Source organism: Chryseobacterium sp. T20, from assembly GCF_047345655.1.
Classification (GTDB): Bacteria; Bacteroidota; Bacteroidia; order Flavobacteriales; family Weeksellaceae; genus Chryseobacterium.
Map to the genome: position 1 here is coordinate 514353 of NZ_JBLFDU010000002.1, position 26861 is coordinate 541213.

The 26861-nt window shown below is 35.9% G+C and carries 22 protein-coding genes and 1 pseudogene; 8 read left to right on the plus strand and 15 right to left on the minus strand.

What is annotated here, in order from left to right:
* Positions 1 to 85: 85 nt before the first annotated feature.
* On the plus strand, positions 86 to 1102 hold the full coding sequence (fbp, locus tag ACMA47_RS07630) for a class 1 fructose-bisphosphatase (protein ID WP_034695188.1): 1017 nt from the start codon (positions 86 to 88) through the stop codon (positions 1100 to 1102).
* Entirely contained in the window at positions 1103 to 2107 is a 1005-nt protein-coding gene (locus tag ACMA47_RS07635; RefSeq protein WP_413929323.1) for an o-succinylbenzoate synthase, read from the plus strand.
* Positions 2108 to 2122: 15 nt separating this feature from the next.
* Here the strand turns inward: ACMA47_RS07635 and ACMA47_RS07640 are convergent, their stop codons facing one another.
* On the minus strand, positions 2123 to 2290 hold the full coding sequence (locus ACMA47_RS07640; protein ID WP_156121559.1) for a bacteriocin-like protein: 168 nt from the start codon (positions 2288 to 2290) through the stop codon (positions 2123 to 2125).
* Positions 2291 to 2737: 447 nt separating this feature from the next.
* Positions 2738 to 3868: an alpha/beta hydrolase gene (locus ACMA47_RS07645; RefSeq protein WP_413929324.1), complete on the minus strand. Its 1131-nt coding sequence runs from the start codon at positions 3866 to 3868 to the stop codon at positions 2738 to 2740.
* Positions 3869 to 4021: 153 nt separating this feature from the next.
* Here ACMA47_RS07645 and ACMA47_RS07650 point away from each other — a divergent pair, with 153 nt between their 5' ends.
* Positions 4022 to 5695 carry a glutamine--tRNA ligase/YqeY domain fusion protein gene (locus tag ACMA47_RS07650; RefSeq protein ID WP_413929325.1) on the plus strand — a complete coding sequence of 558 codons (1674 nt, stop codon included), beginning with the start codon at positions 4022 to 4024 and terminating at the stop codon, positions 5693 to 5695.
* Positions 5696 to 6359: 664 nt separating this feature from the next.
* Here the strand turns inward: ACMA47_RS07650 and ACMA47_RS07655 are convergent.
* The 3 genes from ACMA47_RS07655 to ACMA47_RS07665 form a co-directional block, all read right to left on the minus strand.
* Positions 6360 to 7256, minus strand: a complete 897-nt coding sequence (locus ACMA47_RS07655; protein ID WP_413929326.1) for a 3-hydroxyacyl-CoA dehydrogenase — start codon at positions 7254 to 7256, stop codon at positions 6360 to 6362.
* 271 nt (positions 7257 to 7527) lie between these two features.
* Positions 7528 to 9456 carry an oleate hydratase gene (locus ACMA47_RS07660; RefSeq protein WP_413929327.1) on the minus strand — a complete coding sequence of 643 codons (1929 nt, stop codon included), beginning with the start codon at positions 9454 to 9456 and terminating at the stop codon, positions 7528 to 7530.
* Between the two features lie 89 nt (positions 9457 to 9545).
* The gene (locus ACMA47_RS07665) at positions 9546 to 10427 is read right to left on the minus strand and encodes a helix-turn-helix domain-containing protein (protein ID WP_413929328.1); all 882 of its coding nucleotides are present in this window, start codon (positions 10425 to 10427) and stop codon (positions 9546 to 9548) included.
* A 301-nt stretch (positions 10428 to 10728) separates the two neighbouring features.
* Between ACMA47_RS07665 and ACMA47_RS07670 the strand changes: the two genes are divergently transcribed.
* Positions 10729 to 11910, plus strand: coding sequence for an MFS transporter (locus ACMA47_RS07670; RefSeq protein ID WP_413929460.1), 1182 nt, complete (start codon positions 10729 to 10731; stop codon positions 11908 to 11910).
* 90 nt (positions 11911 to 12000) lie between these two features.
* Here ACMA47_RS07670 and ACMA47_RS07675 read toward each other — a convergent pair whose 3' ends face one another.
* Entirely contained in the window at positions 12001 to 12966 is a 966-nt protein-coding gene (locus ACMA47_RS07675; RefSeq protein WP_413929329.1) for a YpdA family putative bacillithiol disulfide reductase, read from the minus strand.
* A gap of 131 nt (positions 12967 to 13097) precedes the next feature.
* Between ACMA47_RS07675 and ACMA47_RS07680 the strand changes: the two genes are divergently transcribed.
* Positions 13098 to 13739 (plus strand): hypothetical protein, encoded by a 642-nt coding sequence (locus tag ACMA47_RS07680; protein WP_413929330.1) that lies wholly within the window; start codon positions 13098 to 13100, stop codon positions 13737 to 13739.
* A gap of 69 nt (positions 13740 to 13808) precedes the next feature.
* On the opposite strand, the gene ACMA47_RS07685 is transcribed toward ACMA47_RS07680, so the two are convergent.
* From ACMA47_RS07685 to ACMA47_RS07725, 9 genes and pseudogenes are all read right to left on the minus strand, one after another.
* Positions 13809 to 15122: a glycosyl transferase family 1 gene (locus tag ACMA47_RS07685; RefSeq protein WP_413929331.1), complete on the minus strand. Its 1314-nt coding sequence runs from the start codon at positions 15120 to 15122 to the stop codon at positions 13809 to 13811.
* A 71-nt stretch (positions 15123 to 15193) separates the two neighbouring features.
* On the minus strand, positions 15194 to 17734 hold the full coding sequence (locus ACMA47_RS07690; protein ID WP_413929332.1) for a YfhO family protein: 2541 nt from the start codon (positions 17732 to 17734) through the stop codon (positions 15194 to 15196).
* 31 nt (positions 17735 to 17765) lie between these two features.
* On the minus strand, positions 17766 to 17996 hold the full coding sequence (locus tag ACMA47_RS07695) for a hypothetical protein (RefSeq protein ID WP_079242725.1): 231 nt from the start codon (positions 17994 to 17996) through the stop codon (positions 17766 to 17768).
* A 62-nt stretch (positions 17997 to 18058) separates the two neighbouring features.
* On the minus strand, positions 18059 to 19108 hold the full coding sequence (locus ACMA47_RS07700) for a DUF6263 family protein (RefSeq protein ID WP_413929333.1): 1050 nt from the start codon (positions 19106 to 19108) through the stop codon (positions 18059 to 18061).
* Positions 19109 to 19122: 14 nt separating this feature from the next.
* Positions 19123 to 20241 (minus strand): serine hydrolase domain-containing protein, encoded by a 1119-nt coding sequence (locus ACMA47_RS07705; protein WP_413929334.1) that lies wholly within the window; start codon positions 20239 to 20241, stop codon positions 19123 to 19125.
* 3 nt (positions 20242 to 20244) lie between these two features.
* Complete coding sequence (gene rlmB, locus ACMA47_RS07710) at positions 20245 to 20994, minus strand: 23S rRNA (guanosine(2251)-2'-O)-methyltransferase RlmB (protein WP_034695204.1); 750 nt, start codon at positions 20992 to 20994, stop codon at positions 20245 to 20247.
* Positions 20995 to 21064: 70 nt separating this feature from the next.
* Positions 21065 to 21457: pseudogene (locus ACMA47_RS07715) on the minus strand (four helix bundle protein).
* Between the two features lie 30 nt (positions 21458 to 21487).
* On the minus strand, positions 21488 to 21958 hold the full coding sequence (locus ACMA47_RS07720; protein ID WP_002977558.1) for a DinB family protein: 471 nt from the start codon (positions 21956 to 21958) through the stop codon (positions 21488 to 21490).
* A gap of 250 nt (positions 21959 to 22208) precedes the next feature.
* Complete coding sequence (locus ACMA47_RS07725; protein WP_413929335.1) at positions 22209 to 23543, minus strand: peptide-N-glycosidase F-related protein; 1335 nt, start codon at positions 23541 to 23543, stop codon at positions 22209 to 22211.
* A gap of 237 nt (positions 23544 to 23780) precedes the next feature.
* Between ACMA47_RS07725 and ACMA47_RS07730 the strand changes: the two genes are divergently transcribed.
* From ACMA47_RS07730 to ACMA47_RS07740, 3 genes are all read left to right on the plus strand, one after another.
* Entirely contained in the window at positions 23781 to 25088 is a 1308-nt protein-coding gene (locus ACMA47_RS07730) for a hypothetical protein (RefSeq protein WP_413929336.1), read from the plus strand.
* A 273-nt stretch (positions 25089 to 25361) separates the two neighbouring features.
* Positions 25362 to 26366: an AAA family ATPase gene (locus ACMA47_RS07735; RefSeq protein ID WP_034695238.1), complete on the plus strand. Its 1005-nt coding sequence runs from the start codon at positions 25362 to 25364 to the stop codon at positions 26364 to 26366.
* Positions 26366 to 26824 (plus strand): N-acetyltransferase family protein, encoded by a 459-nt coding sequence (locus ACMA47_RS07740; RefSeq protein WP_413929337.1) that lies wholly within the window; start codon positions 26366 to 26368, stop codon positions 26822 to 26824. Before ACMA47_RS07735 ends, ACMA47_RS07740 begins: the two co-directional genes overlap by 1 nt.
* Positions 26825 to 26861: the final 37 nt, after the last annotated feature.

Below are 26861 nucleotides of genomic sequence, written 5' to 3' on the forward strand. Positions count from 1 at the left end.
AATACAGTAGTTAATCTCTTTTTTAATTAAATTTTCTTAATGCAATAAATTTTCCGAAATTTGGGCAAAACGTAAAAAGAAAAATATGTCAAATCAACCATTACAGACTTTAGGAGAATTTCTTATTGATAAACAGGACGATTTTCAATATTCTACAGGTGAATTCTCTCGTCTTCTAAGTGCAATAAGATTGGCTTCGAAAGTGGTAAACAGAGAAGTAAATAAAGCCGGAATTGTAGATATTACAGGTGCTGCAGGAAACCAAAACGTTCAGGGAGAAGAGCAGCAGAAACTAGATGTGATTGCTAACGAAATTTTTATTACGGCTTTGTCTCAAAGAGAGGTTGTTTGTGGTATTGCTTCTGAGGAAAATGATGACTTTATTGATATTAAATGTGGTGAAAACGGACATTTGAGTAAATATGTTGTATTAATTGATCCTTTGGACGGATCTTCCAATATTGATGTTAATGTTTCCGTAGGAACTATTTTCTCAATCTACAGAAGAGTTACAGAACCTGGAACACCTGTACAGTTGGAAGACTTTTTACAGAAAGGGATCAACCAGATTGCTGCAGGATATGTTATTTACGGTTCATCTACCATGATTGTTTATACAACAGGAAATGGAGTAAACGGATTTACATTAGATCCATCTTTAGGAACCTATTATCTTTCTCATCCTAATATGACTTTCCCAAAAACGGGTAAAATCTATTCTATTAACGAAGGAAACTATATCAAATTTCCTCAGGGCGTAAAGAATTATCTTAAATACTGTCAGATGGAAGAAGGTGACCGTCCATATACTTCAAGATATATCGGTTCTTTGGTAGCAGACTTCCATAGAAATATGCTGAAAGGAGGTATTTATATTTATCCTTCTTATTCACAAGCTCCGAATGGTAAATTAAGACTTTTATACGAATGTAATCCAATGGCCTTCCTTGCAGAACAGGCAGGAGCAAAAGCAACTGATGGATTCAGAAGAATTCTTGAAATAGAACCTACAGAACTTCACCAAAGAATTCCTTTCTTCTGCGGAAGTATTGAAATGGTAGAAAAAGCTGAAGAATTTATGCGTATCGACAGCGTGAAATAAATGGAAGCAACATACTTACAATATTTATTACAATTTAAACGCCCGAGTGGAACATCTCGCGGCGTTTTGCTTGATAAAGAAACCTTTATTCTTGCTATTTCCGAAGATGGAAGAAAAGGAGTAGGGGAATGCGCTATTTTCAGAGGATTGAGTTTTGATGACAGACCCGATTACGAAGAAAAACTGAAATGGCTTTGTGAAAATATCAATCAGGATACCGACTTTTTGAAAGAAGAACTGAAAGAATTTCCTTCCATCTGGTTTGGATATGAGCAGGCAATTCAGAATCTGAAATATGGTGACAGTCTTTATTTTCCCAGTGAATTTACCGAAGAAAAATCTGCTATTACCATCAACGGGCTGATATGGATGGGAGATGCAGAATATATGGAAGAACAGATTCAGGAGAAACTGGAAAAAGGTTTCCATTGTATCAAATTAAAAATTGGTGTCGATTGGAAGTCTGAGCATGTTATTCTTCAGAAATTAAGAGAAAAATTCTCCAAAGAACAGCTGGAACTTCGTGTGGATGCCAACGGAGGATTCAGTAAAGAGGAAGCGGTGATTGTGTTGCAGCAACTTGCAGATCTTCATATTCATTCCATTGAACAGCCTATCAAAGCTGGAAATTGGGATGATATGGCTGAGTTATGTGCAAAAACACCGACTCCCATTGCATTGGATGAAGAACTGATTGGAATTATTGATCCTGAAAAAAAGAAACAGCTTTTAGAAAGGATAAATCCTCAGTATATTATTCTGAAACCTGCTTTAGTAGGAGGTTTTTCAGGGTCAGATGAATGGATTTCTCTGGCAGAAAATCAGAATATAGGCTGGTGGATTACTTCAGCTTTGGAGAGTAATATCGGCTTGAATGCTATTGCTCAGTATACATTTACCAAAAAAAATCCAATGCCTCAAGGGTTAGGCACTGGAGCTTTATTTGTCAATAATTTTGAATCCGATTTAGAACTCAGAAATGAGCTGCTGTGGTTCAAAATATAACTGTTATAAAATTAATTAGCATAATGGCGGTGGTGAATCCGGGCAAGTAGTCTGACCACAATAGTCAGGGGCCCATGATCTGCAGCACATGGCAACCGGATTCCAACTGTTGCATCCAAGAGGTGGTCTTCCTCCTTTGATGGTTTTTAATTCCCCTCTTTTGATTTTCTTTAGATTTTTCATGTTATTGATTTTATTTGATTGGTAAGTAAATGTCGATAACTTTTTTTAATTATACAACACATGGGGAATTATTTAGTAATATTTAACAATTTTACTAAAAAGTTTGTATTGTTTGAAATCTAAAAAGGTAGTTCCGGTTTTTCAATTTAGCAATCCCTTCCTATGCAGAATAGATGAGGGCTTTTTTTAATCCGGTCTTTATGAGGATGTAGTAGTTTTGTATCGAATATTTTGTTGATTTAGAGGTTTTTACTCAGTTAAATCACATCTTTTACGAAGATGGCTTTCTTGATATAGTTTAATATATCAGAAAACCTTTTTTTAATCTGTCCCATAATAAAAAATTGTAATTCCCTAACCTTTGAATTAGCAATCTCTGTGCCATACTGTAAATTGAGGCTAATTTTAACACAGAGTTTATTTTTTAAGAATTATTTTAATTATTTGTTAAGAAATAATTGTGAAAATATTTTCGTTATCCTTTGATCTGTTGGTGATAAGATTTCTGTCAATTCCGTTTAAATTTTGAAAGATATCTTTCTGTACCTGAGAGCTTGAAAGGTATCCCCAATGATTTCCTACTTCATATTTAAGACTATTGAGAAGATCATCTTTTACAAAGGTACAGTCGATAATAGACACAATATCTTTGTAATGAGCAATATCACTTGGTCCATTTTTACCAAGTCTCGGGGTAAGAATATTTTTGGTAAACTGAGAAGCTCCCAGAATAATATCCTGTCTGTTTAAATAAATGGAAATCCGGTTGGCTAATAAGGGGAGTTTATTAAATGAATCCTCAGAATCTTCAAACACTTTATAGCTTACATCTGCATTTAACAGGAGAACCTGGTCAATAACACGAAGTATATTCTCTCTTTTAAGACTGTATAGCATACTTTGAAGCACTCTGTTTCCCATAGAGTGAGCCATCAGGTGTATTCTTTGATTACAGGGAGCAAGATCCCGGTTGGAGAAAATATCTTTTAGAAACTGAGTATAGAAATAAAACAATCTCACCAGAGAGGTTCCGGAATTGATGCTGGAAGCCTTATCATCAAAATAACTCAAAGGGATCATACTGCCGGAAGCGGGCCAACTGACAAATAAGATATGTTCTACAGGAGATGCTGGATTATCAATGAATATTTTTTTTAGATCAAGTATGGCCTTTAATTCATCATCAAAATCATACAGATAACCATGGATGAATATCAGTACATCACTTCTGTCTTTGGTAGAAGACATGTTTTTGTACAATTCATAAAACATTCTTTGGGTGCCACCAAGATTATTGGCTGTAAGAGGGGAGTTTTTAATTCCTTTTTCACTCAACAGAACGTCTAAAACTTCTTCATACCCTTGTTTTTCGGGTTCGGAAAAAAGCTTGTAATTTAAAATATTTCTGTTGGTATAGTCTTTTTTCTTTTTGATCTGTGCGGTAGGTTCCTTATAATTATCAAAATCGCACTTGGCGATTCTGAAATTAGGAATCGAGTATTCTTCATTGGAAAAAGAGTCTACTCTTTCGCCTTTGTGCCGGATAATTTTCCGGTTGCTTAAGATATAAACGGCCATGACGGTTAATTGGTTAAAATGGTATTAGCATCCCGAAATTAGTGAAAAATATTGAAATACAATACATAAGGCTTTTAAATTATCACTTTTACAAAAGCTTATTTTTCCGTAACTTTGTGAAACTTTTTTTGCAAAAAAATAAAAGCTACTTTAATGGAAGAAGAAAAAAAATCACTCAATTTTATTGAGCAAATTATAGAAGATGATCTGGCAAACGGTTTGAAAAGAGATCAGATCCGTTTCCGTTTTCCACCTGAACCCAATGGTTATCTGCATGTAGGGCATACAAAAGCGATCTGCATTAACTTTGGTCTGGGTGAAAAATACAATGCTCCCGTAAACCTTCGTTTCGACGATACGAACCCTGAGAAAGAAGAACAGGAATTCGTAGATTCTATTATGAAAGACGTTGAATGGTTAGGTTTTAAATGGGATAAAGTTTTGTATGCATCCGATTACTTCCAGCAGCTTTACGATTGGGCCGTTCAGTTAATTAAAGAAGGAAAAGCTTATGTAGATGAGCAGCCATCTGAAGTGATTACTGAGCAAAGAAAAAATCCTGCTGAGCCAGGAATTGAATCTCCATACAGAAATCGTCCTGTTGAAGAGTCTTTAGATTTATTCGAAAGGATGAAAAACGGAGAATTTGAAAGTGGTTCAATGTCTCTTCGTGCAAAAATTGACATGGTCTCACCCAACATGAATATGCGTGACCCTGTTATGTACAGAATTTTGAATAAGCCTCACCACAGAACCGGTACTGCATGGAAAATTTATCCAATGTACGACTGGGCTCATGGTGAATCTGATTATATCGAACAAATTTCGCATTCACTTTGTTCTTTGGAGTTTGAAAATCACAGACCTTTGTATAACTGGTATTTAGATCAGGTTTACGAAGAAGGAAATGTTAAAAACAAGCAGAGAGAATTTGCAAGGATGAATGTTTCCTATATGATTACTTCCAAAAGAAAGCTGCAAAGATTAGTAGCTGAAGGAGTAGTAACCGGATGGGATGATCCTAGAATGCCTACTATTTCAGGGATGAGAAGAAAAGGATTTACTCCTACTTCTATCAGAAACTTTATTGAAAAAGTAGGGGTAGCGAAAAGAGAAAACCTTATCGAAATTCAGTTGCTGGATTTCTGCGTACGTGAAGACTTGAATAAAGTTGCTAAGCGTGTAATGGCAGTAGTAGATCCTGTAAAATTGGTGATTGAAAACTACCCGGAAGACAAAGAAGAATGGTTAGAAACTGAAAATAATCCTGAACAGGAAAATGCAGGAACAAGAGAAATACCATTCTCAAGAGAAATCTATATAGAACGTGAAGACTTCAAAGAAGAAGCTAACAATAAATTCTTCAGACTTAAATTAGGTGGAGAAGTTCGTTTGAAATCTGCTTACATCATCAAAGCTGAAAGAGTTGAGAAGGATGAAAATGGTGAAATTACTACCATCTATGCTACTTATGATGAGAAGAGTAAGTCAGGAAGTGGAACAGAAGAAAGTTTAAGAAAAGTAAAAGGAACTTTACATTGGGTATCTGCAAAACATGCTATTCCTGTAGAAGTAAGAATCTACAACCAACTGTTTACAGTGGAGCAGCCTGATGCAGAGAAAGATGTAGACTTCTTAAACTTCATCAACCCTGAATCTGTTACGACAGTAAAAGGATTTGCTGAACCGAACCTGAAAGAAGTTGCTGTGGGAGAGCCATTACAGTTCCAGAGAATCGGATACTTTACAAAAGATCAGGATTCTACAGAAGATACGTTGGTATTTAACCGTACAGTAACATTGAAAGATTCTTATAAACCTGAATAATTTTCAGGAATAGATCATAAACAAAAGCAGGACTTCATTGGGAGTTCTGCTTTTTTGTTTTTGTTGGAAAAAGCAAAGACGCTAGGAAGTTTATACATGGTGAATATTTTTAAGACACGAGGAAATCGAAGATTTCCAGCAAGTGTAATGTTACTCAATCACAATTCTTATCTCCAGGAATAAACATTATACAATTTTATCGAAGATAAAATCCTAGCGCCTTAAAAACGGTTAGAAAAAAATTGCGTCTTTGCGTTTTCCAACCTATAATTTTATAAGTCAGAATTATTTTAATAGCATTTGATTAACAAAAACAGGACTTCAACAATGAAATCCTGCTGTATTTTTTTGGAAAACGCAAAGGCACTAAGAATTTTATGCATGTGATTATTTTTAAGGTGCGAGGAAATCGAAGATTTCCAGCAAGTGTAATGCTTATTCAATCACAATTCTTATCTCCAGGAATAAACATTATACAATTTTATCGAAGATAAAATCCTAGCGTCTTAAAAGCGGTTAGAAAAAATAATTTTGCGTCTTTGCGTTTTCCAATATGCAGTTTTATAAGCCAGAATTAATATTAAGAATAGTTGATAAATGAAATCAGGACTCCAAATGAAGTCCTGATTTTACTTTAATAGTTTAAGATTTGAAGGATACGATTCTATTTTAGAAAATCTTTGTCTCGATATGCGGGATTAGGATATTTATAAAATCCTTCACCAGTCAGTACTCCCAGTTTTCCTTTATCAATATAATCTTCTTTTAATTTTTCCACTGCTTTGATTTTTAAAGGATCCTGAGTTTCTTCAGCTTCCATTTTATTGATATTGTAGGCTGTTGTAATTCCTACAACATCCAGAATACCGAATGGTCCTGCTGGAGCTCCGGTAGCTACCATCCAGGTTTTGTCAATCGTTTCTATATCTGATACTTCATCAACCCAGAGATTGACGGCTGCTCCAAGCAAAGGAACCAATAATGAATTGACAATATATCCAGGTTGTTCCTTCTGGATAGGTAAGGCGACCATTCCAATATCTTTTGCAAATTGGATAACTGAATCAAATACTTCCTGTGAAGTTCCCGGGTGACGCATCACTTCTCCGGTATTGTGCTTCCAGATTTCATTGGCAAAATGAAGGGCTACAAATTTCTCAGGTCTTCCTGTATCTTCAGCAAACTGGCTTGGAAGAAGGGTAGAGGAGTTCGTTGCAAAAACTGTTTTTTCAGGTGCTACCTGAGCCAGCTTATGGTAGAATTCCGTTTTGATGGCTGGATCTTCAGGAACTGCTTCTATCAGAAGATCGGCATCTTTCACTGCTTGAGCAAGGTCTGATGAATAATTGATATTTTTAAATGTGGCATCAAGTTGTTCCTTTGTTGCTCCTAAATCCTGCTGGTAAGCTTCACTTAAAGCGGTGAATTTACCTTTGGCTTTTTCCAATACTTCATCATTGATATCATATACGGTAACGTTGAAACCGTGATAGGCAGTCTGGAAGGCGATCTGATATCCCAATACACCACTTCCTGCTATCGTTATATTTTTAAAATCCATGAGATTTATTTTTAATTAAAAATGTTTTTAAAGTAGATGATACTTTTAAAAAAAAGATACTTTGTCTTTGACGCAAAGGCTTAGAATAATAATGATTTATTATAGGAAGCAAAGAAGAGAATCAACAAGTTGATTTGATGAAGCGTATTGCTTTGCGGAGCAGATTTATCTGCCTTTGCTCTCTTAAAATAAGAATAAGTTTTTTATAAACCTTTGCGTTAAGAATAAAGTATATACTACTTTAAAACTATTGTTTTGTAAGCTAATATTTTCAATCTTTTACTCCTTTTACCCATTCCTGAAATCTGGTCAGGAAGGATTCGTGTTCTTCTTTTTCTTCCGGACGGTTGACAAGGATGTGCTCAAAATAAGTTCCTTTTAATATTTTTCTTAAAATTCCTTCTCCTAAGAAAGGTTTATAGTCATTCAAAGCCTGGGTAGCTTTTAATAAATGTCGGATGTCATACTGTAATGGATTGATGTCCGGAACCTGTTTGTTGAGATTAAGTAGGTTGTAAACAGCTATTCTTGCAGTTCTCACAGAGCTTTCCATAGTGAAGACAACATCATTATTGGTTTCTACAAACTGTCCTACAAGACCTAAGTTGGTACATCCTTCAGGAACTACTCTCGGACGGTCTCCTATTGCTCTAGGCATAAACATAGAAGTGATGTAAGGCATGAATGCTGTACGTACAATAGTGTTTTCTATGACATTATCCAGTTGATCCGTCATTCCAAGGTGATAACACAGCTCGGCAAGAATCTCGTTTCCGGTACACTGAGGCATTGGTTTTTTGATATAATTACCTTCTTTATCCATCAATAAAGCGTAGACCCATACTACAAGGATGTCATCCGGCTGAGTAGGGAAATGGGGCTGTCTGTTACAGGTAAAACTCATTACCCAATTGGAGTCTGTAATGGTAATAATTCCTCCGGTAGCTGTTCTTCCTGAATAGGGATCATTTACACAAAGTTCTTTCAGTTTCTCTGTGAAGGCAGAAGGACGACAGGTTAACGTTGCAGATTCCCATGAAGATTTTTCAATATGGCTACAGAATTTTTCAGGTTTCCCGAACACTTCAGATTTTGCAGCAAGATTTTTCCAAAGTTTCCATCCGGCACTTTGTCCGGCGCTACTGTTGTCTATGGTAACTTCAGGAACGGTATTATTGTCTCCGTAGAATGTACTTTCAGTCATAGACCCGGTAGTTACAATAACGTAATCATCTTTACCGATGGGGATTCTTACTTCCTCTCCATTCTGTTCAGCGATGATTCCTTCAACAGTTTTTCCTTCCGTATTAATATGAATATCAAGATCTTTTACCAATGTATTGAACTGGATCTGTACTCCTTTTTCAACCAGGAAGTTTTTTAATGGAGTTACATACGTATCGTACTGGTTATATTTTGGGAAAACCAGACATGAGAAGTCTTTCATTCCGTCAATGGCATGAAGGAATCTGTGCATGTAGAGCTTCAGTTCCAACAGACTGTGCCAGTTTTCAAAGGCAAACATAGAACGCCAGAAGAACCAGAAATTACTGTTGAGGAAAGATGGAGAAAAATAATCTTCAATCGTAAGATCATCCAGGTCTTCTTTTTTCTTTAACAGCAATTTTACAATTGCCAGCTGATCTTTTTTCTCCAGTCCGAATTTACTGAAATCTTTAATCTGTCCCTGATTGTGGATCAGTCTTGCTTTAGAGTAATTCGGGTCGTTGTCATTAACAAGACGGTATTCATCCAATACGCTATAAGGAGCAGGAAGTTCCAAAGCCGGAATATCCTGGAACATATCCCATAAATTTTCATAGGTCATATCCATTTCTCTACCTCCACGGATGATGTAACCGTCTTTTGCGTTACCGGCTCCATCCAGAGATCCGCCTTCCACATTCAGCTGGTCAAGGAAAATAATGTTTTTGCCTGGTACACGGCCATCACGGATAAAATAATAAGCGGCAGACATACCCGCAATTCCGCTTCCTACAATATAGATTTTACTGTTTTCGTAAGACTGTAAAGGAATACCTTTGTTACGTTGATAGTTTCCGATCTGATCGGAGAAAGGCATAGTTTTTTCAGGAGTGTTAATCTGAACTTCTTTACTTGAATCCGGTTCATGGTTTACGTTTCCAAACTGGTCAGAGGCATTTAAAACTTTGTCGAATTTTGAATTGATCGTACTCATTTTGTATTGTTTTTAATTAACAGTATAAAGGTACCTCTATTCACAAAGTGATATATATCCCCAAGTTCAGAATTATTATCCCCAAATTCTCATGACTGAATATTTTCTTTCATTCTGTATTCTGACGGAGAAAGTGTAGTATGTTTTTTAAAGAAACGGCCGAATGCGGAAGCGGAATTAAACTGTAGCTCAAATGCAATTTCAGAAATTGTCATATCAGGATTTCCGAGCATGACATAAGCTTCTTTCAGTAAGGCTTCATCAATAACCTCATGAGGTGTTTTTCCGCTTGCCTTTTTAATGATTTCGATAAGGTATTTATTGGAAACATGAAGCTGATCTGCATAAAACTGAACCATTCGTTCCCTGGTGATGTTTTCTCTGATCAGTTTACCAAATTTCAGATAAAGATCTTTTTTTCCTTCTTCTTTTTTATCCGGATTTGAAGAGTTTTCCTGTTCTATAATTTCAGCAGTCTCCAACAACAGATTGAAAATAATAGTGCGGATAATTTCTTCCGTAAATTTTCCCTGCTTCTTCGATTTTTTATCAAGGTAATCCAGAAGGTTTTGTAGCTGTAAAGAATTTTTTGCAGAAGTTTTTATAATGCTGTACGAACCTTTAGAGAAAAGATTCATTTTCTCAATGATGAAAGGATTGGAGATATTTTTAATCAGAAAATTCTTGTCAAAGAACAGCAGTTTCATTGTAAAATCATCACTGGTTTTTCCAAATTTTACAATCGTGGAAGGGGCTGCGATAAGAAAACTATGAACATCTACTTTATATTTCTGACGATCGATCTCAATATTGATTTCTCCGGCAGTACAGACGCACAGTGCATAGTAATCCATTCTGAAAGGAGCCTTGGGAAATTCAAAAATGGGTTTTCCGGAAGAAATATAGTAGGATTGCCGGCAGTCAATACTGTAAAAGGATAGCGTATCATGTAAATTTTCGTAGGTTACCATTCTCAGTATCGGTTAAATTTTTATTGTGTTTTTAAGTGTTTTTAGTTTAAAAACCCTTTTTGTTACTGCAATTTACGATTTTTATAAAAGTTTTTCGGTTTTATGTGTTAAAAAAAAAATTTTATTCAGGATGCGTTTAAAATTGTGTTGTAAGAGATGTTATTGATAAAAAAGAGGTGTAAACAAAGGCTTTTTGGGTTATTTTTATCTAATTTTGCACTTTCAAATTCCCCAAAATATTATTGTGAGACTAATTAACGTATATACGAGTTCTTTTAAAGGACTCTCGCAGGAGAGTTGGATGCTGGCGTTGGTAATGCTCATCAACAGGGCCGGTTCTATGGTACTTCCGTTTCTGGGAGTTTATATGACGAATCATTTGCATTTCAGTATTGAAAATTCCGGAATTGTACTGAGCTTTTTTGGAATAGGTTCGGTTATCGGATCATGGTTAGGAGGAATGATTACTGATAAAATAGGTGAGTACAGGGTACAGAGTCTGAGTTTACTTCTCAGTGTACCTTTATTCTGTATGATCCCGCTCTTTACTACCGAAGCTGGTCTGGCGGGAATTATTTTAGTGCAAAGTATTGTAAGCGAAACTTTTCGTCCTGCGAACTCGGTGGCGATTACCAAATATGCAAAACCTGAAAATATTACCCGAGCTTTCTCACTGAACCGAATGGCCGTAAATCTTGGGTTTTCCATTGGTCCTGCGCTGGGTGGTATTTTGTCGGCTATTTCTTATGAATTTCTGTTTTTCAGTAATGCATTGGCTGCTTTGCTGGCGGGATTGATGTATATCTGGTTCTTTAAAGGCCGTGCAAGACTGGCGAAAGAAAAGGCGAAAAAAGTAAAAGAAGTTATCATTATTAAAAAAGAAAGCTCGCCTTACCGCGATAGTAAATTTTTGATTTACTGTGTATTCTGTATGCTGTTTTCCATATGTTTCTTCCAGTTGTTTAGTACTCTGACGATATTTTATAAGGATACGGCACATCTAAGTCAGCAAAACATTGGATATATCTTAGGATACAGCGGTTTTCTGATCGTACTGCTTGAAATGGGACTGGTACAAATTGCTGAGAAATATTTTACTTTAGCCTTTACAATGCTGTTCGGGACTTTCCTGTGTGGTATTTCCTATGCAATGCTGGCATTTGATTACAGTATGATTACCCTTGTGCTGTCTATGACATTACTTTGTGTGGGAGAAATATGGACACTTCCATTTATGTCTACCATTACAGCATTACGTTCGGGAGAGAACAATAAAGGTGCTTATATGGGATTGAACGGGATATCATTTTCCATAGCATTTATCATTACACCTTATATAGGAACACTGATTGCAGAAAAGTTAGGATTCAATGTATTATGGATCGGAACCGGATTGCTTGCAGTATTTATTGCGATTGGTTTTTACTTTATCATTCCGTGGATGCTTAAGGATAAAAATAAAGCTGAGGAAGAGATGATATAATGTTTTTGATTCATGAATTTTAAAATAAAAGGGTTCGGGCAATTTCGTAGAAATTGCCCGAACCCTTTTTAATATATTAGTCGTTTACAATTAAGATTTTGAAATAATCGAATTGATGATCATATTCGCATGAATCCTGGAATTTTCAATGAACCAGAGATGAGTGTCTTTCCCTCCACAAACTACTCCTGCAAGATAGAGATTAGAAATATTGGTTTCCATGGTTTCAGGATGGTAAAAAGGATTCAGACAATCTCCATGAAGTTCAATCCCTGAATTTCTCAGGAAATCAAAATCCGGAAGATAGCCGGTCATGGCCAGTACGAAATCATTGTCAATTTCATGAGTTTCTCCTTTCTCATCTTTAAACACAACAGAATTTTCTTTAATTTCAATCATTTCTGCATTAAAATGGGCTGTAATGCTCCCTTCTGCAATTCTGTTTTCAATATCAGGTTTTACCCAATATTTTACACTTTTTGAAACCTCAGAATGACGAACAATCATCGTTACTTCAGCTCCTTTTCTGTAGGTTTCCAGTGCAGCATCTACAGCGGAGTTACTTGATCCTACTACTACAATTTTCTGTTTTGCATAAGGATAAGGTTCGGTATAATAATGTTTGACCTTCGGAAGATTTTCTCCTGGGATATTCATAAGATTAGGAATATCATAGAATCCGGTAGCAATAACTACATTTTTAGCCTGATAGATTGCTTTGGTAGTTTTGATCTCAAATATTTCATCCTTTTTCAAGATATTCAAAACCCTTTCATAAAGATTGATATTCAGATTTTTTTGTCTTGCAATGCCCTGATAGTATTCCAGAGCTTCCTGTCTTCCCGGCTTTGGAGCAGTAGAAATAAATGGCACTTCGTCAATTTCCAGTTTTTCTGCAGTAGAGAAGAAACGCATATATAAAGGGTAATTGTATAGTGAATTGACAATCGTTCCTTTTTCTATGATTACATGACTAAGATTGTTTTTTTGAGCTTCAAGGGCGCAGTTTAAACCGATGGGTCCGGCCCCGATAATCAGAATATCCAACATTTCCATCTAACAAATGTACGATGTAATTTTTAAAATGAGAAGCCAAAATCCATCAACTCTCATAGTCTTTATCTCTTTACATCATTTACCACTTGGCATCAGTTTTGGTGTTTTTTACCAGTTTCAAAATGTAAAATATGAAAAAAATATTGATTGCAGTTTTCGCGCTGACTATGATTGTAGCTTGTAAAAAAGAAGCCGGAAAGCCTGTTCCCAGTGAAATAGACTCCATCGCACAAAATAAAACAGACAGTGCAGGCATTGTTCAGAATAATGCTGAGAAAGAAGCGGTTTTAAAGCAGACTAACGATGAGGTTTTAAAAGCACTGAAAGCTAAGGATTATACCACTTTTGCTTCGTTGATTCATCCGGAAAAAGGAATCCGGTTTTCAATGTATGCTTTTGTTAATCTGAAGGAAGATAAACATTTTTCTAAAGCAGATTTTGAAAAATATCAGCCTACTAAAACCTTGTTTACGTGGGGAGCACAGGATGGTTCAGGTGATCCTTATAAAGCAACCATTAACGATTATCTAGGAAAATGGGTTTTTTCTAAAGATTTTACAGCTTCACAATATTCACTGAATAAATTTATCGGAGGAGGGAATTCCCTGAATAATTTAAAGGAGATTTATCCTAAATCTGATTTCACCGAAAATTATATCAAAGGAACAGAAAAATATGGTGAAATGGATTGGAAAACAGTTCGTTTTATATTTGAAGAATTTCAGGGTAAATACTACCTGATTGCTGTTGTGAATGATCAGTGGACGATATAGAAGTTAGAAGTTAGAAGCAGGGAAATGGAATAAACTTCCAGTTTTCAGCCTCTAACTTCCCTTCTTTTTTTATTTCAAAATCTCAGTCAGTTGCTGAGTAAGATTTTTTCTTGAAAACTGTTCTATATGTTGAGTGTTTTCGAGAAGGCTACCATTTTTCCAAAGTTCAAATTTTTCAAGAATAAACTTTTTAATGGTTTCAGTATCCTGATAACTGAAATGTTTTCCTGCCTGCGTTTCTTCCAGAATTTTTGCAACATCTGCTTTATCCGGACCGAATGACAGGATCTGTTTTCCTGAAGCAAGATATTCAAATATTTTTCCGGGGATAATTCCTTTTGAAGATTCATTCGGGAAATTGGTAATAAGAAGCATATCCGAGTTTTGCATTTCTTCCACGGCTTTACCATGAGCAAGATATCCGAGATTCAAAATATGATTTTTCAGACTTGAATTTTCGATAGCCTGAAGAATTTTATCATCTATTCTTCCTACAAATTTCAACTTAAAATCAGCTGCAAATTCAGGATTTTCTTTCACCAGTTCGTCAAGCGCTTTCCATAGATTTTCAGGGTTTCTGAGCTGCTCTAAAACACCGATATAACTTAGTGTAAATGACTGATCAATTTGTGAATTTGTATTTTCACCTTTTGGTCCTTCCACTTTTTCGCTTGAATCACTTTCATCAAATCCATTCGTAATACAAACTGCATTAGCTCCCGCCTTTCTGAAGTTTTCTGCATCAGTATAGCTTGTAGCAAGTGTAATGTCTGCATTCTTAAATACAGCACTTTCAAGCTGACGGTGTTTTTTATCTGAACTTTTGGTTAATTTCAGATGCTTATAATAAGAAATTTCTGTCCATGGATCACGGAAATCGGCAATCCATTTCAGATCTGGCATTTTGCTTTTAAGCCCCAAACCAATCAGATGAAGTGAGTGAGGTGGACCGGAAGTAACAATAGTATCTATTTTATTTTCTTTCAGGTATTTTTCCAGAAATTTAACAGAAGGTTTTACCCAAAAAACTCTGGCATCAGGAATAAAAAAATTACCTCTTACCCAAATCGAAAGTTTAGATTTCCAGCTTTGGTTTTTGCCTACATCAAATTGTCCGGCTTTGAATTTTTTATTGCTCTTATTCAGTTTTTCAGCCAGCTGATAAGGTTCCCAGATTTTGGTTCTTACCATCTCGATGTTTTCCGGAACATCTTTCATCAATGTTTCGTCCAGCAATGGATAACTTGGATTTTCCGGAGTATAGATGATCGGTTTCCAGCCAAAATCAGGCAGATATTTTGCAAACTTCAGCCATCTTTGAACACCAGGACCTCCCGCAGGAGGCCAGTAATAGGTGATAATCAGTATTTTTTTTTGTTCCATTTTTTAAATTAATGGTCTTTGTCATTCTGAACGAAGCGGAGTGCAGAGAAGAATCTCATTCTATTTCTTCATTAAATCTTTTGTTCAGCTACAATTTCTTTTTTCTTGTTCTTATTCATCCAGAATAGTCCAAATGCAGCCAACAGGATAAATAATCCGAATGAAAGAAGGGAAACCCATTTTCCTTTTTCAATCACTTCAGGTTCGAAAACCATTCTGATGTGGTGGTTTCCTGCCGGAACATGTACTGCACGAAGTAAATAATCTGCTTTGATGTAAGGAACTTCTTTTTCGTCTACCAGTACTTTCCATCCGTGAGGATAATACACTTCAGAGAATACGGCCAATTGAGGCGTTTTCGACTGAGATTTAAACTCAAGTTCGTTAGGCTGATATTTCGTAAGAGTGATAAATGCTGTAGAATCTGCCTGAACAGGTTTGTTATCAAAATAGGATTTGTCAGATGAAGCAATGACAGCCGTTTTTTTGTTGTCAATAGTTCCGATAGCTTTAATTTCCTGATTAGGAGTATCTACAAATTTTAAATCACTTACAAACCATGCATTACCATTGGCTTTAGGATTAGGAACAACCTGTGGTTGCTCAGGACCTCCGAAAACCATGTATTTTGCATTCAGTAAGTTTAATACATTAGGTGTTTTTACACTGTCAATACTATTGATGTATTCATTCAGTACATCGTCATATCTTCTTAATTTTACGGCGTGATAACCACCGATGGAAGCCTTAAAATAAGAGGTATTGGTTTCACTGGTAACTCCTAATGTCTGGTTGTAAATTCTATAGTGTGTTTTATCTTTTTCAGCAATAGTTTCCAATGTTTTGTTGATGTTGACATTGGATAAAATAGATTCCAGATTTGGATTTCCCTGCACTTTTTCAGCCAACAGGTCTGAACTTTCAGTCTGGAAAGGATTTTCTGCAAAGATTTTATCTACATAGTTTTCGTCATTGAGATAACGCTTGTTTACCGTCCAAAGATCGAATAAACTTACAAGTCCAATCACTACCAAAGCAATATTCTGGTTCAGCTTTTTCTTTAAAGTTAAGAATAACGCAGCAGCAGTAATCGCCACATAAATGAATGCTTTTATGGCATCTATTCTGAATAATTTATATCTTTCATCTACAAGATAATCAAGTAGGAAAGGAGGGAAGTAGGTCTTTTCGCTTTCTGTAGCAAAACCTAACAATGATTTTCCAAAGATTAAAAGAATCAATAAAAATCCTAACGTTCCACCTCCTACATACATAAGGATCTTTTGTTTGTATTCTTCGGTCAGTTTCTCATCTGTAAAGAATCTGTATAATCCCAGAATAGCAATTAACGGGAATAATAATTCTACTACAACTAAGATTGAAGAAGGAGCTCTGAATTTATTATAGAATGGTACATAATCGATAAAGAAATCGGATAATGGCATAAAGTTACTTCCCCAAGCCAGTAAAATGGTCAGGATGGAAGCTCCCAAAATCCAGTAACGGTATTTTTTTGAAGCAAAAAAGAATCCTAATAGGGCAAGGAAACATACGATAGCTCCCTGATAAGCAGGTCCTGAAGTTCCCGGTTGATCACCCCAGTAAGTAACTCCGCTGAAACCTTTGGAAATTCTATCCATTTCAGCCTGTGAGCCTACATTTTCCTGAACCAGTTCCTGAACTCTGTTCATGATTTCTTTTCCTTCAGGTTCCTGGCTTCCTCCACCCATTAATCTTGGAATGAAAAGGTTTAAAGTTTCCAGTTGCCCATAGCTCCACATCAGCATACTTTCTTTGTCCATTCCGGATTTTCCTGAAGTATGGCTGTCGTTATTTAAAATCTGCTTTCCACGAACAGTTTCTTTTACATATTCAGAATTGGCCATGATTCTCTGTGAATTCATTCCAACTCCAATAATACATGATGCAGCGATAATTCCTGATGAAATAAGAAAATGCTTCATCGGTGTCTTTTTCTGGATAGCTCTGATCAGTTCAGAAAGGAATAAGAATCCTAACGCAATGAACAGATAATAGGTCATCTGTGGGTGGTTGGCAGCAATTTGAAGCCCCATAAAAAGGGTAGTGACAATGAATCCCCAGATGTATTGTTTTCTGATATACACCAGTAAAATACCGGCCAGCAACGGAGCAAAATATTCAATAGTGTTTACTTTACCGTTATGCCCGGCTGCAATAATAATATAAAAATAGGTTGAAAGCCCGAAAAAAGTAGCCCCCAGAAGAGCATATTTCCAGTTTCTGACCACTACCATTCCCAAAAGGAAAAAACCAGCAAATAGCAGGAAGAGATAATTAACCGGCCTTGGCAGGAAATTCAGATTGCTGTCGATTTTTTTGATGATGTCACCTTTGAACTGGCTTCCCATCTGATAAGTCGGCATTCCTCCAAACATGGAGTCACTCCAATAGGTTTCATTTCCGGTATTGGCTCTATAGTCGAGCAGTTCTTTTGCTCCTCCTCTGTACTGCACAATATCGTGCTGAAAAAGCTGTTTTCCTGAAAATACAGGAGTGGAATATAAAAATGCTAAAACTATAAATACTACTAATGAAGCTGCAATATAAATTAAGTTTTTATTTTTTGCCATGCTGGTTATTATCTTTTATTTCTTGGAATTTTTACCTTTTGTCCTTACTCTCTTTCACCTCTTCGTAGTCTACAGTTTCTGCATCCCATTTAAGGTTTTGTTGGTTATTCTTATTCGAGTTGTGTAGGTCCTGCTGTCTGTTATTCTGGTTATCATTATTGAAACGATAGCTGTAAAATGTCTTAAAGAAAATTCTTTTCAGAATATTCCAGACAAAGAAAATAATAATGGCAGTGAGTACTAACTCAAGAATGTACTTCATAATTTAAAAAATTTAAAGTTCAGGGTTTAAAGTATATTGTAAACCCTGAATGTTTACTTCAGTTATTTAGCAGATGGGTTTACCATTACCGAAGAATTGGAAACGCTTTTCATAGACTGAGATTGTTTTCCATCGGAAATGGTTTCTATCTGAGTTGTTTTTACGTTGATATTCTGGTTGGTAATCCATCCTGTGCTTTCGTCAAACTTAATGGTTCCGTTCTGAACCAGTTCACTGCTCAGGCTGTGTGTGATAGGTCCCTGAGCTTTCTTCTCTGTTTTCTTAGGAATACCTCCGGTTACTGCAATTTCTGCCGCTCCGTTTCCTAAGCTTTTCAGTACATAATTCGATGTTACTTTTACGCTTCCGCTTGGGTCAGCATTCTCAGAAGTTGACCACTTTTCTCCCATTTTCACTCCTTTTTTAGGAATAATCATCAGGTTTTTGTGGAACTGATCTTTCAGTACTTTTTCGTTGAATGATTGTTTAAGGCTTGCTACTACGCTTGCTTTTTCATTGGCATCTTTGATAAGGGTACCTACTGCATTACCAACTTTGGTATAAACAGCATCAAATCCTGTAATAGAAATCACATTCCCTTTTGTATCCATCTTCATCTGAAGTTTGTTTCCGGTAAGTGCTTTGTTAACGTTCCAGATCATTTTAAGATCATCTTCTTTAGGCAGAGGAAGCTTGGTATCTACCACTACCGTTTTTCCCTGTGCAGACTGAGAATTTCTCTTGGCTACAAGGTTAAGGGTCATTTCATATACATTTCCTTTAATTTCATCCACTACGAAATTCATTTCGTCTGTAGATTCGCTTGTTGCAGTGATGGACTTTCCTTGAGGATCAGTCATAGTTTTTACATCTCTCTGATAAGTGGTAAGAGGATATGTTTTTCCTTTTTCAAGTTTAAAAGTCTGTGTAATCACACCCGCAGAATCTTTGATAGCCGGGTTTTCTGCAACTTTCGCTACAGAATCAGCAGGAACTTCTACAGTTACTGTCTTTCCGGTTTTAGGATCTACTTTTGTTATTTTTGCCGTTTCTTTTTTACAAGATACAAGAGCTATTGATGATATAAGCGCAAGCGCTGCAATGTTCTTCATTTGATTTTTTAACTTTATTTTTTACTACTATTTCTTAATATATTATCTGCAATATCATGCAGTTTCCCCTGAGATTCTCCATCAGATTCATTGGAAAGTACTACCACTCCCATGTTTTTTGAAGGATAAATCTGAAGTACGCTTGAAAAGCCAAATGTACCTCCTGTATGATAAACGGTTTGAGTTCCATCTTCATATGTATGTAATCTCCAGTACAGTCCAATGGCATCTCCTTCACTTTTTACAAAAGGTGTATGAGATGTTTTCACATATTTATTGTTCTCATCCAGATGATACTGCATGTATTTCACAAGATCTCCTGTAGTAGAAATGATTCCTCCTGCGGGAGCAAAAATGGTTGTGAAATTTCTGGGCATTATCCTGCCTTTTTCGTTATAACGAGTCAATAGCTGTGCAGAATTCGTACCAAGAATAGTATGATTCATTTTCAGAGGCTTTGTAATATACTCTGAAAGCAGGTTTTCATAGCTTGTATGATATACTTTTTCAAGGATATCCCCGGCAATCTGTGTTCCTACATTGGAATATTTATATTCTGTTCCAGGAATAAAATCCACTTTAGCCTGATGAAGATCCTCATAAAAATTCTTTTTTGAATAGTTTTTATAAAAATCTGACAGTGCCAGGGCAACAGAGTCCATCGGTTTTTTGAATGTTTCAGACTGATCCGGCAGAAACTGTGGCAATCCTGATGAATGATTGGTTAGATTACCGATCGTTATCGGATGCTTTTCAAATTCAAGATTAGGATAATTTCCTATATATTTCCGGATATCATCATCCATTTTAATTTTGCCGTCTACTAAAGCATGAGCCAGAAGTGTTCCGGTAAAGGTCTTGGTGATGGATGCAATCTCATATGGACTTTGGGAGGTTGGAAGTTCTGATTTTCCTATCTCCGTTGTACCATAATTATAGAAATAACTTTTACCATCTTTAAAAATGCCTATTGAAATTCCTACACGGGCAGGATTCTGCATATACGCAAGAGCTTCTTTCTGAACCATCTTATCAAGATCAGTCGTAAGGCGGTTGTCTGTTGCTATTTTTTTTGTCTGCGCATTAAAAGCTAACGGAACAAAAAATAATGGTAAAAGTGATTGTATTTTCATGGTTTATGGATTAGGTATCACGGACATTTTCTGTCTTACCGCTTCATACAAAATCGCTCCACATGCTACAGAAACATTCAGGGATTGAGTTTTTCCTTCAATAGGAAGTTTTATTTTTTCATCAGCATGATGCAATACTTCTTTAGAAATTCCGGTTTCTTCATTTCCCATCACAATAGCACATGGCTCAGTCATATTAACATCATAGATTAATTTCTGAGCTTTTTCACTGGCTGCATATACGGAAATTCCGCTTTGCTGAAGGAAATCTACTGCATGAGCAAGATTATTTTCTTTACATATTTTAATATTGTAAATAGCACCTGCAGAAGTTTTTATAGCATCAGAGTTAATAGGAGCTGCTCCCTTTTCCGGAATGATTATGGCATCAACACCTACGCATTCTGCCGTTCTGCAGATAGCTCCAAAGTTTCTTACATCAGTAAGTCTGTCCAGAATCAAAAGAAAAGGTGTTTTTCCCTGTTCGAATAATTGTGGAACAATATCCTCCACTTTATGAAACGGTACATCCGAAATAAAAGCAACCACACCCTGGTGGTTTTTTCTTGTAAAACGGTTCAGTTTTTCAACCGGAACATAGTTGGGACGGATTTTATTTTTCGCTAAAATGGCTTTTAATTCAGCATAAATAGGACCCTGAAGTGCATTTTGCACAAAGATCTTGTCAATCGTTTTTCCCGCTTCAATTGCTTCAATCACGGGACGCAGCCCGAAAATAAAATCGTCTTTCATTGAGTTGTTAAAATTTTATGTTTAAGGTTCAATGTTCATTGTTTAAAGTTCAAAGTTTAAAGTTTTGAATTTAAGGTTTGTACTTTGTTCCTTTTAAATCTGTTGTATTTAAATATTTTATAAAAGAGCTGATCTTTTTACTTAACGTTTCAGTCTGCTCAATTAATGTTTTAAATTTTTCCTGCGAAATAAAACTTCTGTCAAAAACCCGATACAATTGTGATCTGGTTTCTCCACAGGAAGCTTTCGCAATAGAAAGAAATTGTATAAATTCTCTATTCCCGTTTCTTTCAAATCCTTCGGCAATATTATCCATTACAGACCCCGAAGATCAATCGATTTGATTGCTAAGTTTAAAATTATTCTTAAGGTTGGTAGATTCAATAATATTATAAATCTCGTTACATAGTTGTCGGGATAATTTCCAGATTTCTAAATCCTCAAATCTATTAATAGTCCCCATAACCTTAAACTTTAAATCTTAAACTTTGAACTAATACTTCTCTCCTAAAATTGCTCTTTTCTGTGCCATCACATATCCATAGTGAAGGCTTTCATGCATATTGTTGAAGATAATGGCATCCTGAATGCTTTTCAGATCCATCCCGAAACTTGTGGTGTAGGGCGTGTAATCTGAGAAGAAATCACTGTCATAATCCTTCATTAAAATCTTTGAAGTTTCTGTAAGTAAAAATTCTAAATCTTCCACTTCTGATTTCTGAACATTTAAGTTGGGCAAAGTTCCTTTCTTATAGGTTTCAATCCAATACTTGTCAATACGGAAAGGATTTCCGCTCAGGTAATAGTGCAATAGCTGTTGAGTAGCAACAGTATGTGCAATATTCCAGTAAATATTATTGTTGAAACCATCCGGAATCAGGATCAGATCTTCATGAGATGTGTTCTGAAGGATATCTAAAAGGTTCTTTCTTACCTGTCTGTGTGCTTGAAAATGATAATTCATTTTGCAAAATTTTTAATCACCAAAAATAGTTTAATAAACTGGAAATGACAATTTTTTTGACTAGAGGATTAAAGTTAAAATTTTTTAACTATTTGGAAAAAGAGTGAATTAAGGTTCTTTTTTTGATCGGTTTTTATTGATATCAGAACGTTTTTTACATTTAATTTTATATGAAGATCAATAGAAAAACCCTCCTGAGTGAAGTTTCAGAGAGGGTTTTTGTTATTTTATTTTAAAAGATGTGTCGAAGTTACTTTTTTATGATTTTGTGTTTAAAGGCAGTTCCGTCTTTTAAAACAATATGTAAAAAATAAATTCCTGTGCTGTATGAGGAAAAATCTATTCTGTTCTCTTTATAAGTTTCGGAAAGTTTTCTTCCTTCTATATTGAAAAGGCTTATTGAACTGACCTCTACTTTTGATTTTACATTCACAAAGTCAGTAGTAGGATTGGGGTAAATATTCACATCTACTGTTTTGATCTCTTTTACATTCAAAGCTGTATTGCTTTTCCCCTGCATATAAACGGATAACATAACATATCCCTGCTGTTGGTTGAAAACTGCGGTTGGAATTGTGTGTTTCAAAGTATGATTTCCTGCAGTTAAGTTGGGTAATGTGAATTCTCTGATGGGAACAGAATTTCCGGGACACCAGTTATTCCATGAAGTCCAGTCAGCAAAAGTTTTAGGAGTAGAACCATAGATTCCGTTTCCCTGAGTATTGTATATACGGTACGGTTCACATGAAATACCTCCGGGAGTATAGGTGAGAACTTGTACGTCATCTATATAGGTGTAGTTTTGTCTTCTTATATACTCTTCACCACCACTGTTAGCACCATGAGGAGTCGATATTACAAAGAAGCGGGCATTGGTAACAGGGTTTGGAAGATTAAAAGTGACAATTCTAACGGTTTCTCCGGCAACATCAGTGTTGTTATAGTTATTAAGGGTGCTATAACTTAATATAGGTGCAATGCTGTTGGTGTCTGTAGGGGTTGCTCCTGTATCTGTTGAGAAAAAGGTAAGAGTTCCCGAAAAAACATCAATTCTGTTTGCACAGCCTGAAACCTGGGTTTGTGCTGCATAAGGAACCCCGAAAACATCCAGTTCCATATAGAGATCATACATGCCGCGCAATGTTGTGTCATGGAATATACTGTATAAATTGCTGACATCATAAGTATAAGGAACTTCTGAAGGAGTTTTGTTTTTATTCATGAAAGGAGTAATATATCTGCCTATTTCAATTCTTTTGACATTAGCGTCATTGATTGTATAAGTAGCTTGGTTTTTAGGAACCATAGCCAAAAAGACTTCCCCCAGACGGTCATAATTATCACACAAAGGAGCAATGGTTACACGCATAGCAATTTTAGCTTTAAAAGCATCTAGTTCTGCATCAGTAAGTTTTCTGGTATACCTGGCATTCGTCAGTCTTGTCAAACCGGCAGGTACAGGGTTGGATACTGTAGCTGCATAGCCGTCATAGTATACGGCGTCTGAAATTATATTTGTCATTGTCGTTTGGGCGAAAACGAGATGGGTAATGAAAAAACTGAAAAAGAATAGCTTTTTATACATGGAATTGATGTTTAGTGTAAATATATGAAATGTGTATTAAATTCCCTTTTAATTTCTTTTGTTTTTGTTATATTAGAATGTTTCGTTGTTAAATGTGTATTGTTTTTGATTGTAAGATGTGTTTTTGTCTAATTCTTTTCTTAGTGTTGAATACTGTTATGAAATATTTTTTTTATTACTGTAATTAAAGCATTTATTGTTAAATTAGCATGGTATTCAAGAATAATGTTATTAATAATGAAAAGAATTTTACTTTTAGCTTTGTTTTTTGTAGTGACAGGAGTGAGTGCTCAAATCAATATCAATATTGGAAGTCTCAATGTAGGAGTAGCTCCTGTAAGCAGTTTTTTTTCCTATTCCTATGTACAGCAGATATATCCCAAGCAGGAAGTTAATGCCAATGCGGCAGGTAATATTACGGGCCTCGCATTTTATGTAGATTCCTCATCAACAATTACTGAGTCTTCAAATTGGACGGTATATCTTGGGCATACTTCAAAAACATCCTTTGCTTCCGGTACAGACTGGATTCCTGCTGCGCAGTTGACCCAGGTTTTTTCAGGAACTGTAGCCAAAAGCAATAATAAAGTTGAAATTGTTTTCAATACCCCTTTTGCTTATAATAATACTGATAATCTGGTTGTTGCAGCAAAAGAAAATTCTCCGAATATCGATATTAATAATTTTGATGAAGCTTTTCATGTGTATCCTCATATTCCTTATTCCACTCTGTATTATAAAGGAGATCGTGCAGTAGTGGATATTGCATCTCCTCCTGGAGGCATTAGAGCGGATTATAAATCGTCAGTTACAATTTCAGGTCTTACATCAAGTACTACTCCTGCCTGTCCTTTTGTTGTTTATCCTACAAATAATACTCAGAATGTCTCTTTAACTCCCAATTTCAACTGGCTTCCGGTTTCTGGTGCTGGTTCCTATAAAGTTTCATTGGGAACAAGCTCAGGAAGTTCTGATATTATTAATCAGCAAACTGTATCCGGAAATAGTTTTTCACCCTCTACAGCTCTTACTCCCGGAACAACTTATTATTTAAAAGTGACATCGGTTTCTGGTAGTACCGGATCTTCCGGGTGTTCAGAACTTGTTTTTAAAACCGTTCCCCCAATACCTGTGAATGATGCATGTACCGGAGCACTGCAGGCATCAGTGTTTCCTTATTCTTATACTCAGAATGATGCTGTATCCACGACTAATAATGCAGGAAATATAAGCGTATGCACAAGCAACGGAGATACAGGAATGAATGATGGTACCTGGTTTAAGTTTACTGGTGATGGAAGTCAGTATACTATTAAAGCGACAATGCCTTCTGGCAGTAGTTATGATCCGCAGATAGGTGTATATAGTGGCAGCTGTAGTAATTTGTCATGTACAGGAACTGTAGACAATGGTGGCGGAGGTGCTGCGGAAACCCTTACCATTACCACAGTATCTGGAACAGAATATTTTGTAAATGTCGGAGCTTATGAAGATACTACTGATGCTCCTGAAAATATATTCACCATTACAATAACCAAGCTTTAAAATTAAATAATCAAGTTTCTGATTAAAAAATAAAAATGTTGCAAAAGTGATTTTGTGACATTTTTTTATGGATAATGGGAAGAAACAACGGAATGATTTTATGAAGGGAATTTGAATTTCTGGATTTATTTATAGATAAGAAATTCAACATTATAGCATTAAATATCTCGTCAATGCCGGAATTTTTAACAAACTTTAACTCAAAAATGGCATTTATTATGTTGATTAATGCAAGTATTTATCAGAAATTTACCACTTATTTTAAATCAAGCTATGTCAGAGATATATCAAGCTGAAGATATCCGCCAATTGACGGAAAAAGTAAAAGAAAAAAACTACTTATTTTCTCTTCTGAGACAGGAAATCAACAAAGTTATTATTGGACAGGAATACATGGTAGACCGTCTTTTGGTAGGGCTTTTGGGAAATGGACACGTTCTTCTTGAAGGAGTACCCGGGCTGGCTAAAACCTTAGCGATAAAAACACTGGCAGATGCTGTTCATGGAGATTTTTCAAGGATTCAGTTTACCCCTGATTTGCTTCCTGCAGATGTAGTGGGAACCATGATTTATAATATCAAAGACAACGATTTCTCTATAAAAAAAGGACCTGTATTTGCGAACTTTGTTTTGGCAGATGAGATCAACCGTGCGCCGGCAAAAGTACAATCAGCACTTCTGGAAGTCATGCAGGAAAAACAGGTGACGATTGGTGATGAAACCATGAAGCTTCCAAAGCCGTTCCTGGTATTGGCAACACAAAACCCTATTGATCAGGAAGGAACTTACCTGCTGCCTGAGGCACAAAGCGATCGTTTTATGCTGAAGTGTACCATAGATTATCCTGCTTTTGAGGATGAAAGACAGGTGATGAGAATGGTTTCAACCTCACACCAGCCAACGGTGAAACCTGTAATCTCTCTTCAGGATATTGTAGATGCGAAAGAACTGATCAATCAGATTTATCTCGACGAAAAAATTGAAAAATATATCCTGGATATGGTGTTCGCAACACGTTATCCGGAAAATTATGGGCTTTCTGAACTTAAAAATTATATCAGTTTCGGTGCTTCTCCAAGAGCATCTATTAACCTTGCTATCGCTTCAAGAGCCTATGCATTCTTAAAAGGAAGAGCATTTGTCATTCCGGAAGATGTAAAAGCATTGGCAAAAGATGTATTGAGACACAGAATGGGATTGACCTTTGAAGCAGAAGCAGAAGAGATCACAACTGAAGAAATTATCAATAGAATTTTAGCAAAAATCCAGGCACCATAATGAGTGATGTAGTTATAAGAAAAGCCGTTCTGGAAGATTGTTCTTCCATGCTTGCTTTAATTAAAGAACTGGCGGAATATGAAAAAGCACTGCATGAAGTAACCGTGACTTTGGATGATTTTATTCAGGATGGTTTCGGAACTTCTCCTGTGTGGGGTGCTTTTGTAGCAGAATATGAAGGTGGAATAGTTGGAATATCCCTGTATTACGACAGATATTCTACGTGGAAAGGAAGAAGGTTATATCTTGAAGATCTGGTGGTAACAGAAAGATTGAGAGGAAAGCAGATTGGAAAGAAACTATTTGATGCTACGCTGGAATATGGTAAAACCAATAATTACAGCGGAATGGTGTTTCAGGTATTAAACTGGAATGAACCCGCCATCAATTTTTATAAAAAATATGATACGAAGTTTGATAATGAGTGGTCGAACGTATCCATTGAGTTTAAAGATTAACCCGAAACCCGGATCCCGAAACTCAAATATTAAACTT

Excerpts from the sequence above, each read along its gene's own strand:
- fbp (WP_034695188.1), top strand. The coding sequence starts at position 86 with ATGTCAAATCAACCATTACAGACTTTAGGAGAATTTCTTATTGATAAA.
- ACMA47_RS07635 (WP_413929323.1), top strand. The coding sequence starts at position 1,103 with ATGGAAGCAACATACTTACAATATTTATTACAATTTAAACGCCCGAGT.
- ACMA47_RS07640 (WP_156121559.1), bottom strand. The coding sequence starts at position 2,290 with ATGAAAAATCTAAAGAAAATCAAAAGAGGGGAATTAAAAACCATCAAA.
- ACMA47_RS07645 (WP_413929324.1), bottom strand. The coding sequence starts at position 3,868 with ATGGCCGTTTATATCTTAAGCAACCGGAAAATTATCCGGCACAAAGGC.
- ACMA47_RS07650 (WP_413929325.1), top strand. The coding sequence starts at position 4,022 with ATGGAAGAAGAAAAAAAATCACTCAATTTTATTGAGCAAATTATAGAA.
- ACMA47_RS07655 (WP_413929326.1), bottom strand. The coding sequence starts at position 7,256 with ATGGATTTTAAAAATATAACGATAGCAGGAAGTGGTGTATTGGGATAT.
- ACMA47_RS07660 (WP_413929327.1), bottom strand. The coding sequence starts at position 9,456 with ATGAGTACGATCAATTCAAAATTCGACAAAGTTTTAAATGCCTCTGAC.
- ACMA47_RS07665 (WP_413929328.1), bottom strand. The coding sequence starts at position 10,427 with ATGGTAACCTACGAAAATTTACATGATACGCTATCCTTTTACAGTATT.
- ACMA47_RS07670 (WP_413929460.1), top strand. The coding sequence starts at position 10,729 with ATGCTGGCGTTGGTAATGCTCATCAACAGGGCCGGTTCTATGGTACTT.
- ACMA47_RS07675 (WP_413929329.1), bottom strand. The coding sequence starts at position 12,966 with ATGGAAATGTTGGATATTCTGATTATCGGGGCCGGACCCATCGGTTTA.
- ACMA47_RS07680 (WP_413929330.1), top strand. The coding sequence starts at position 13,098 with ATGAAAAAAATATTGATTGCAGTTTTCGCGCTGACTATGATTGTAGCT.
- ACMA47_RS07685 (WP_413929331.1), bottom strand. The coding sequence starts at position 15,122 with ATGGAACAAAAAAAAATACTGATTATCACCTATTACTGGCCTCCTGCG.
- ACMA47_RS07690 (WP_413929332.1), bottom strand. The coding sequence starts at position 17,734 with ATGGCAAAAAATAAAAACTTAATTTATATTGCAGCTTCATTAGTAGTA.
- ACMA47_RS07695 (WP_079242725.1), bottom strand. The coding sequence starts at position 17,996 with ATGAAGTACATTCTTGAGTTAGTACTCACTGCCATTATTATTTTCTTT.
- ACMA47_RS07700 (WP_413929333.1), bottom strand. The coding sequence starts at position 19,108 with ATGAAGAACATTGCAGCGCTTGCGCTTATATCATCAATAGCTCTTGTA.
- ACMA47_RS07705 (WP_413929334.1), bottom strand. The coding sequence starts at position 20,241 with ATGAAAATACAATCACTTTTACCATTATTTTTTGTTCCGTTAGCTTTT.
- rlmB (WP_034695204.1), bottom strand. The coding sequence starts at position 20,994 with ATGAAAGACGATTTTATTTTCGGGCTGCGTCCCGTGATTGAAGCAATT.
- ACMA47_RS07720 (WP_002977558.1), bottom strand. The coding sequence starts at position 21,958 with ATGAATTATCATTTTCAAGCACACAGACAGGTAAGAAAGAACCTTTTA.
- ACMA47_RS07725 (WP_413929335.1), bottom strand. The coding sequence starts at position 23,543 with ATGTATAAAAAGCTATTCTTTTTCAGTTTTTTCATTACCCATCTCGTT.
- ACMA47_RS07730 (WP_413929336.1), top strand. The coding sequence starts at position 23,781 with ATGAAAAGAATTTTACTTTTAGCTTTGTTTTTTGTAGTGACAGGAGTG.
- ACMA47_RS07735 (WP_034695238.1), top strand. The coding sequence starts at position 25,362 with ATGTCAGAGATATATCAAGCTGAAGATATCCGCCAATTGACGGAAAAA.
- ACMA47_RS07740 (WP_413929337.1), top strand. The coding sequence starts at position 26,366 with ATGAGTGATGTAGTTATAAGAAAAGCCGTTCTGGAAGATTGTTCTTCC.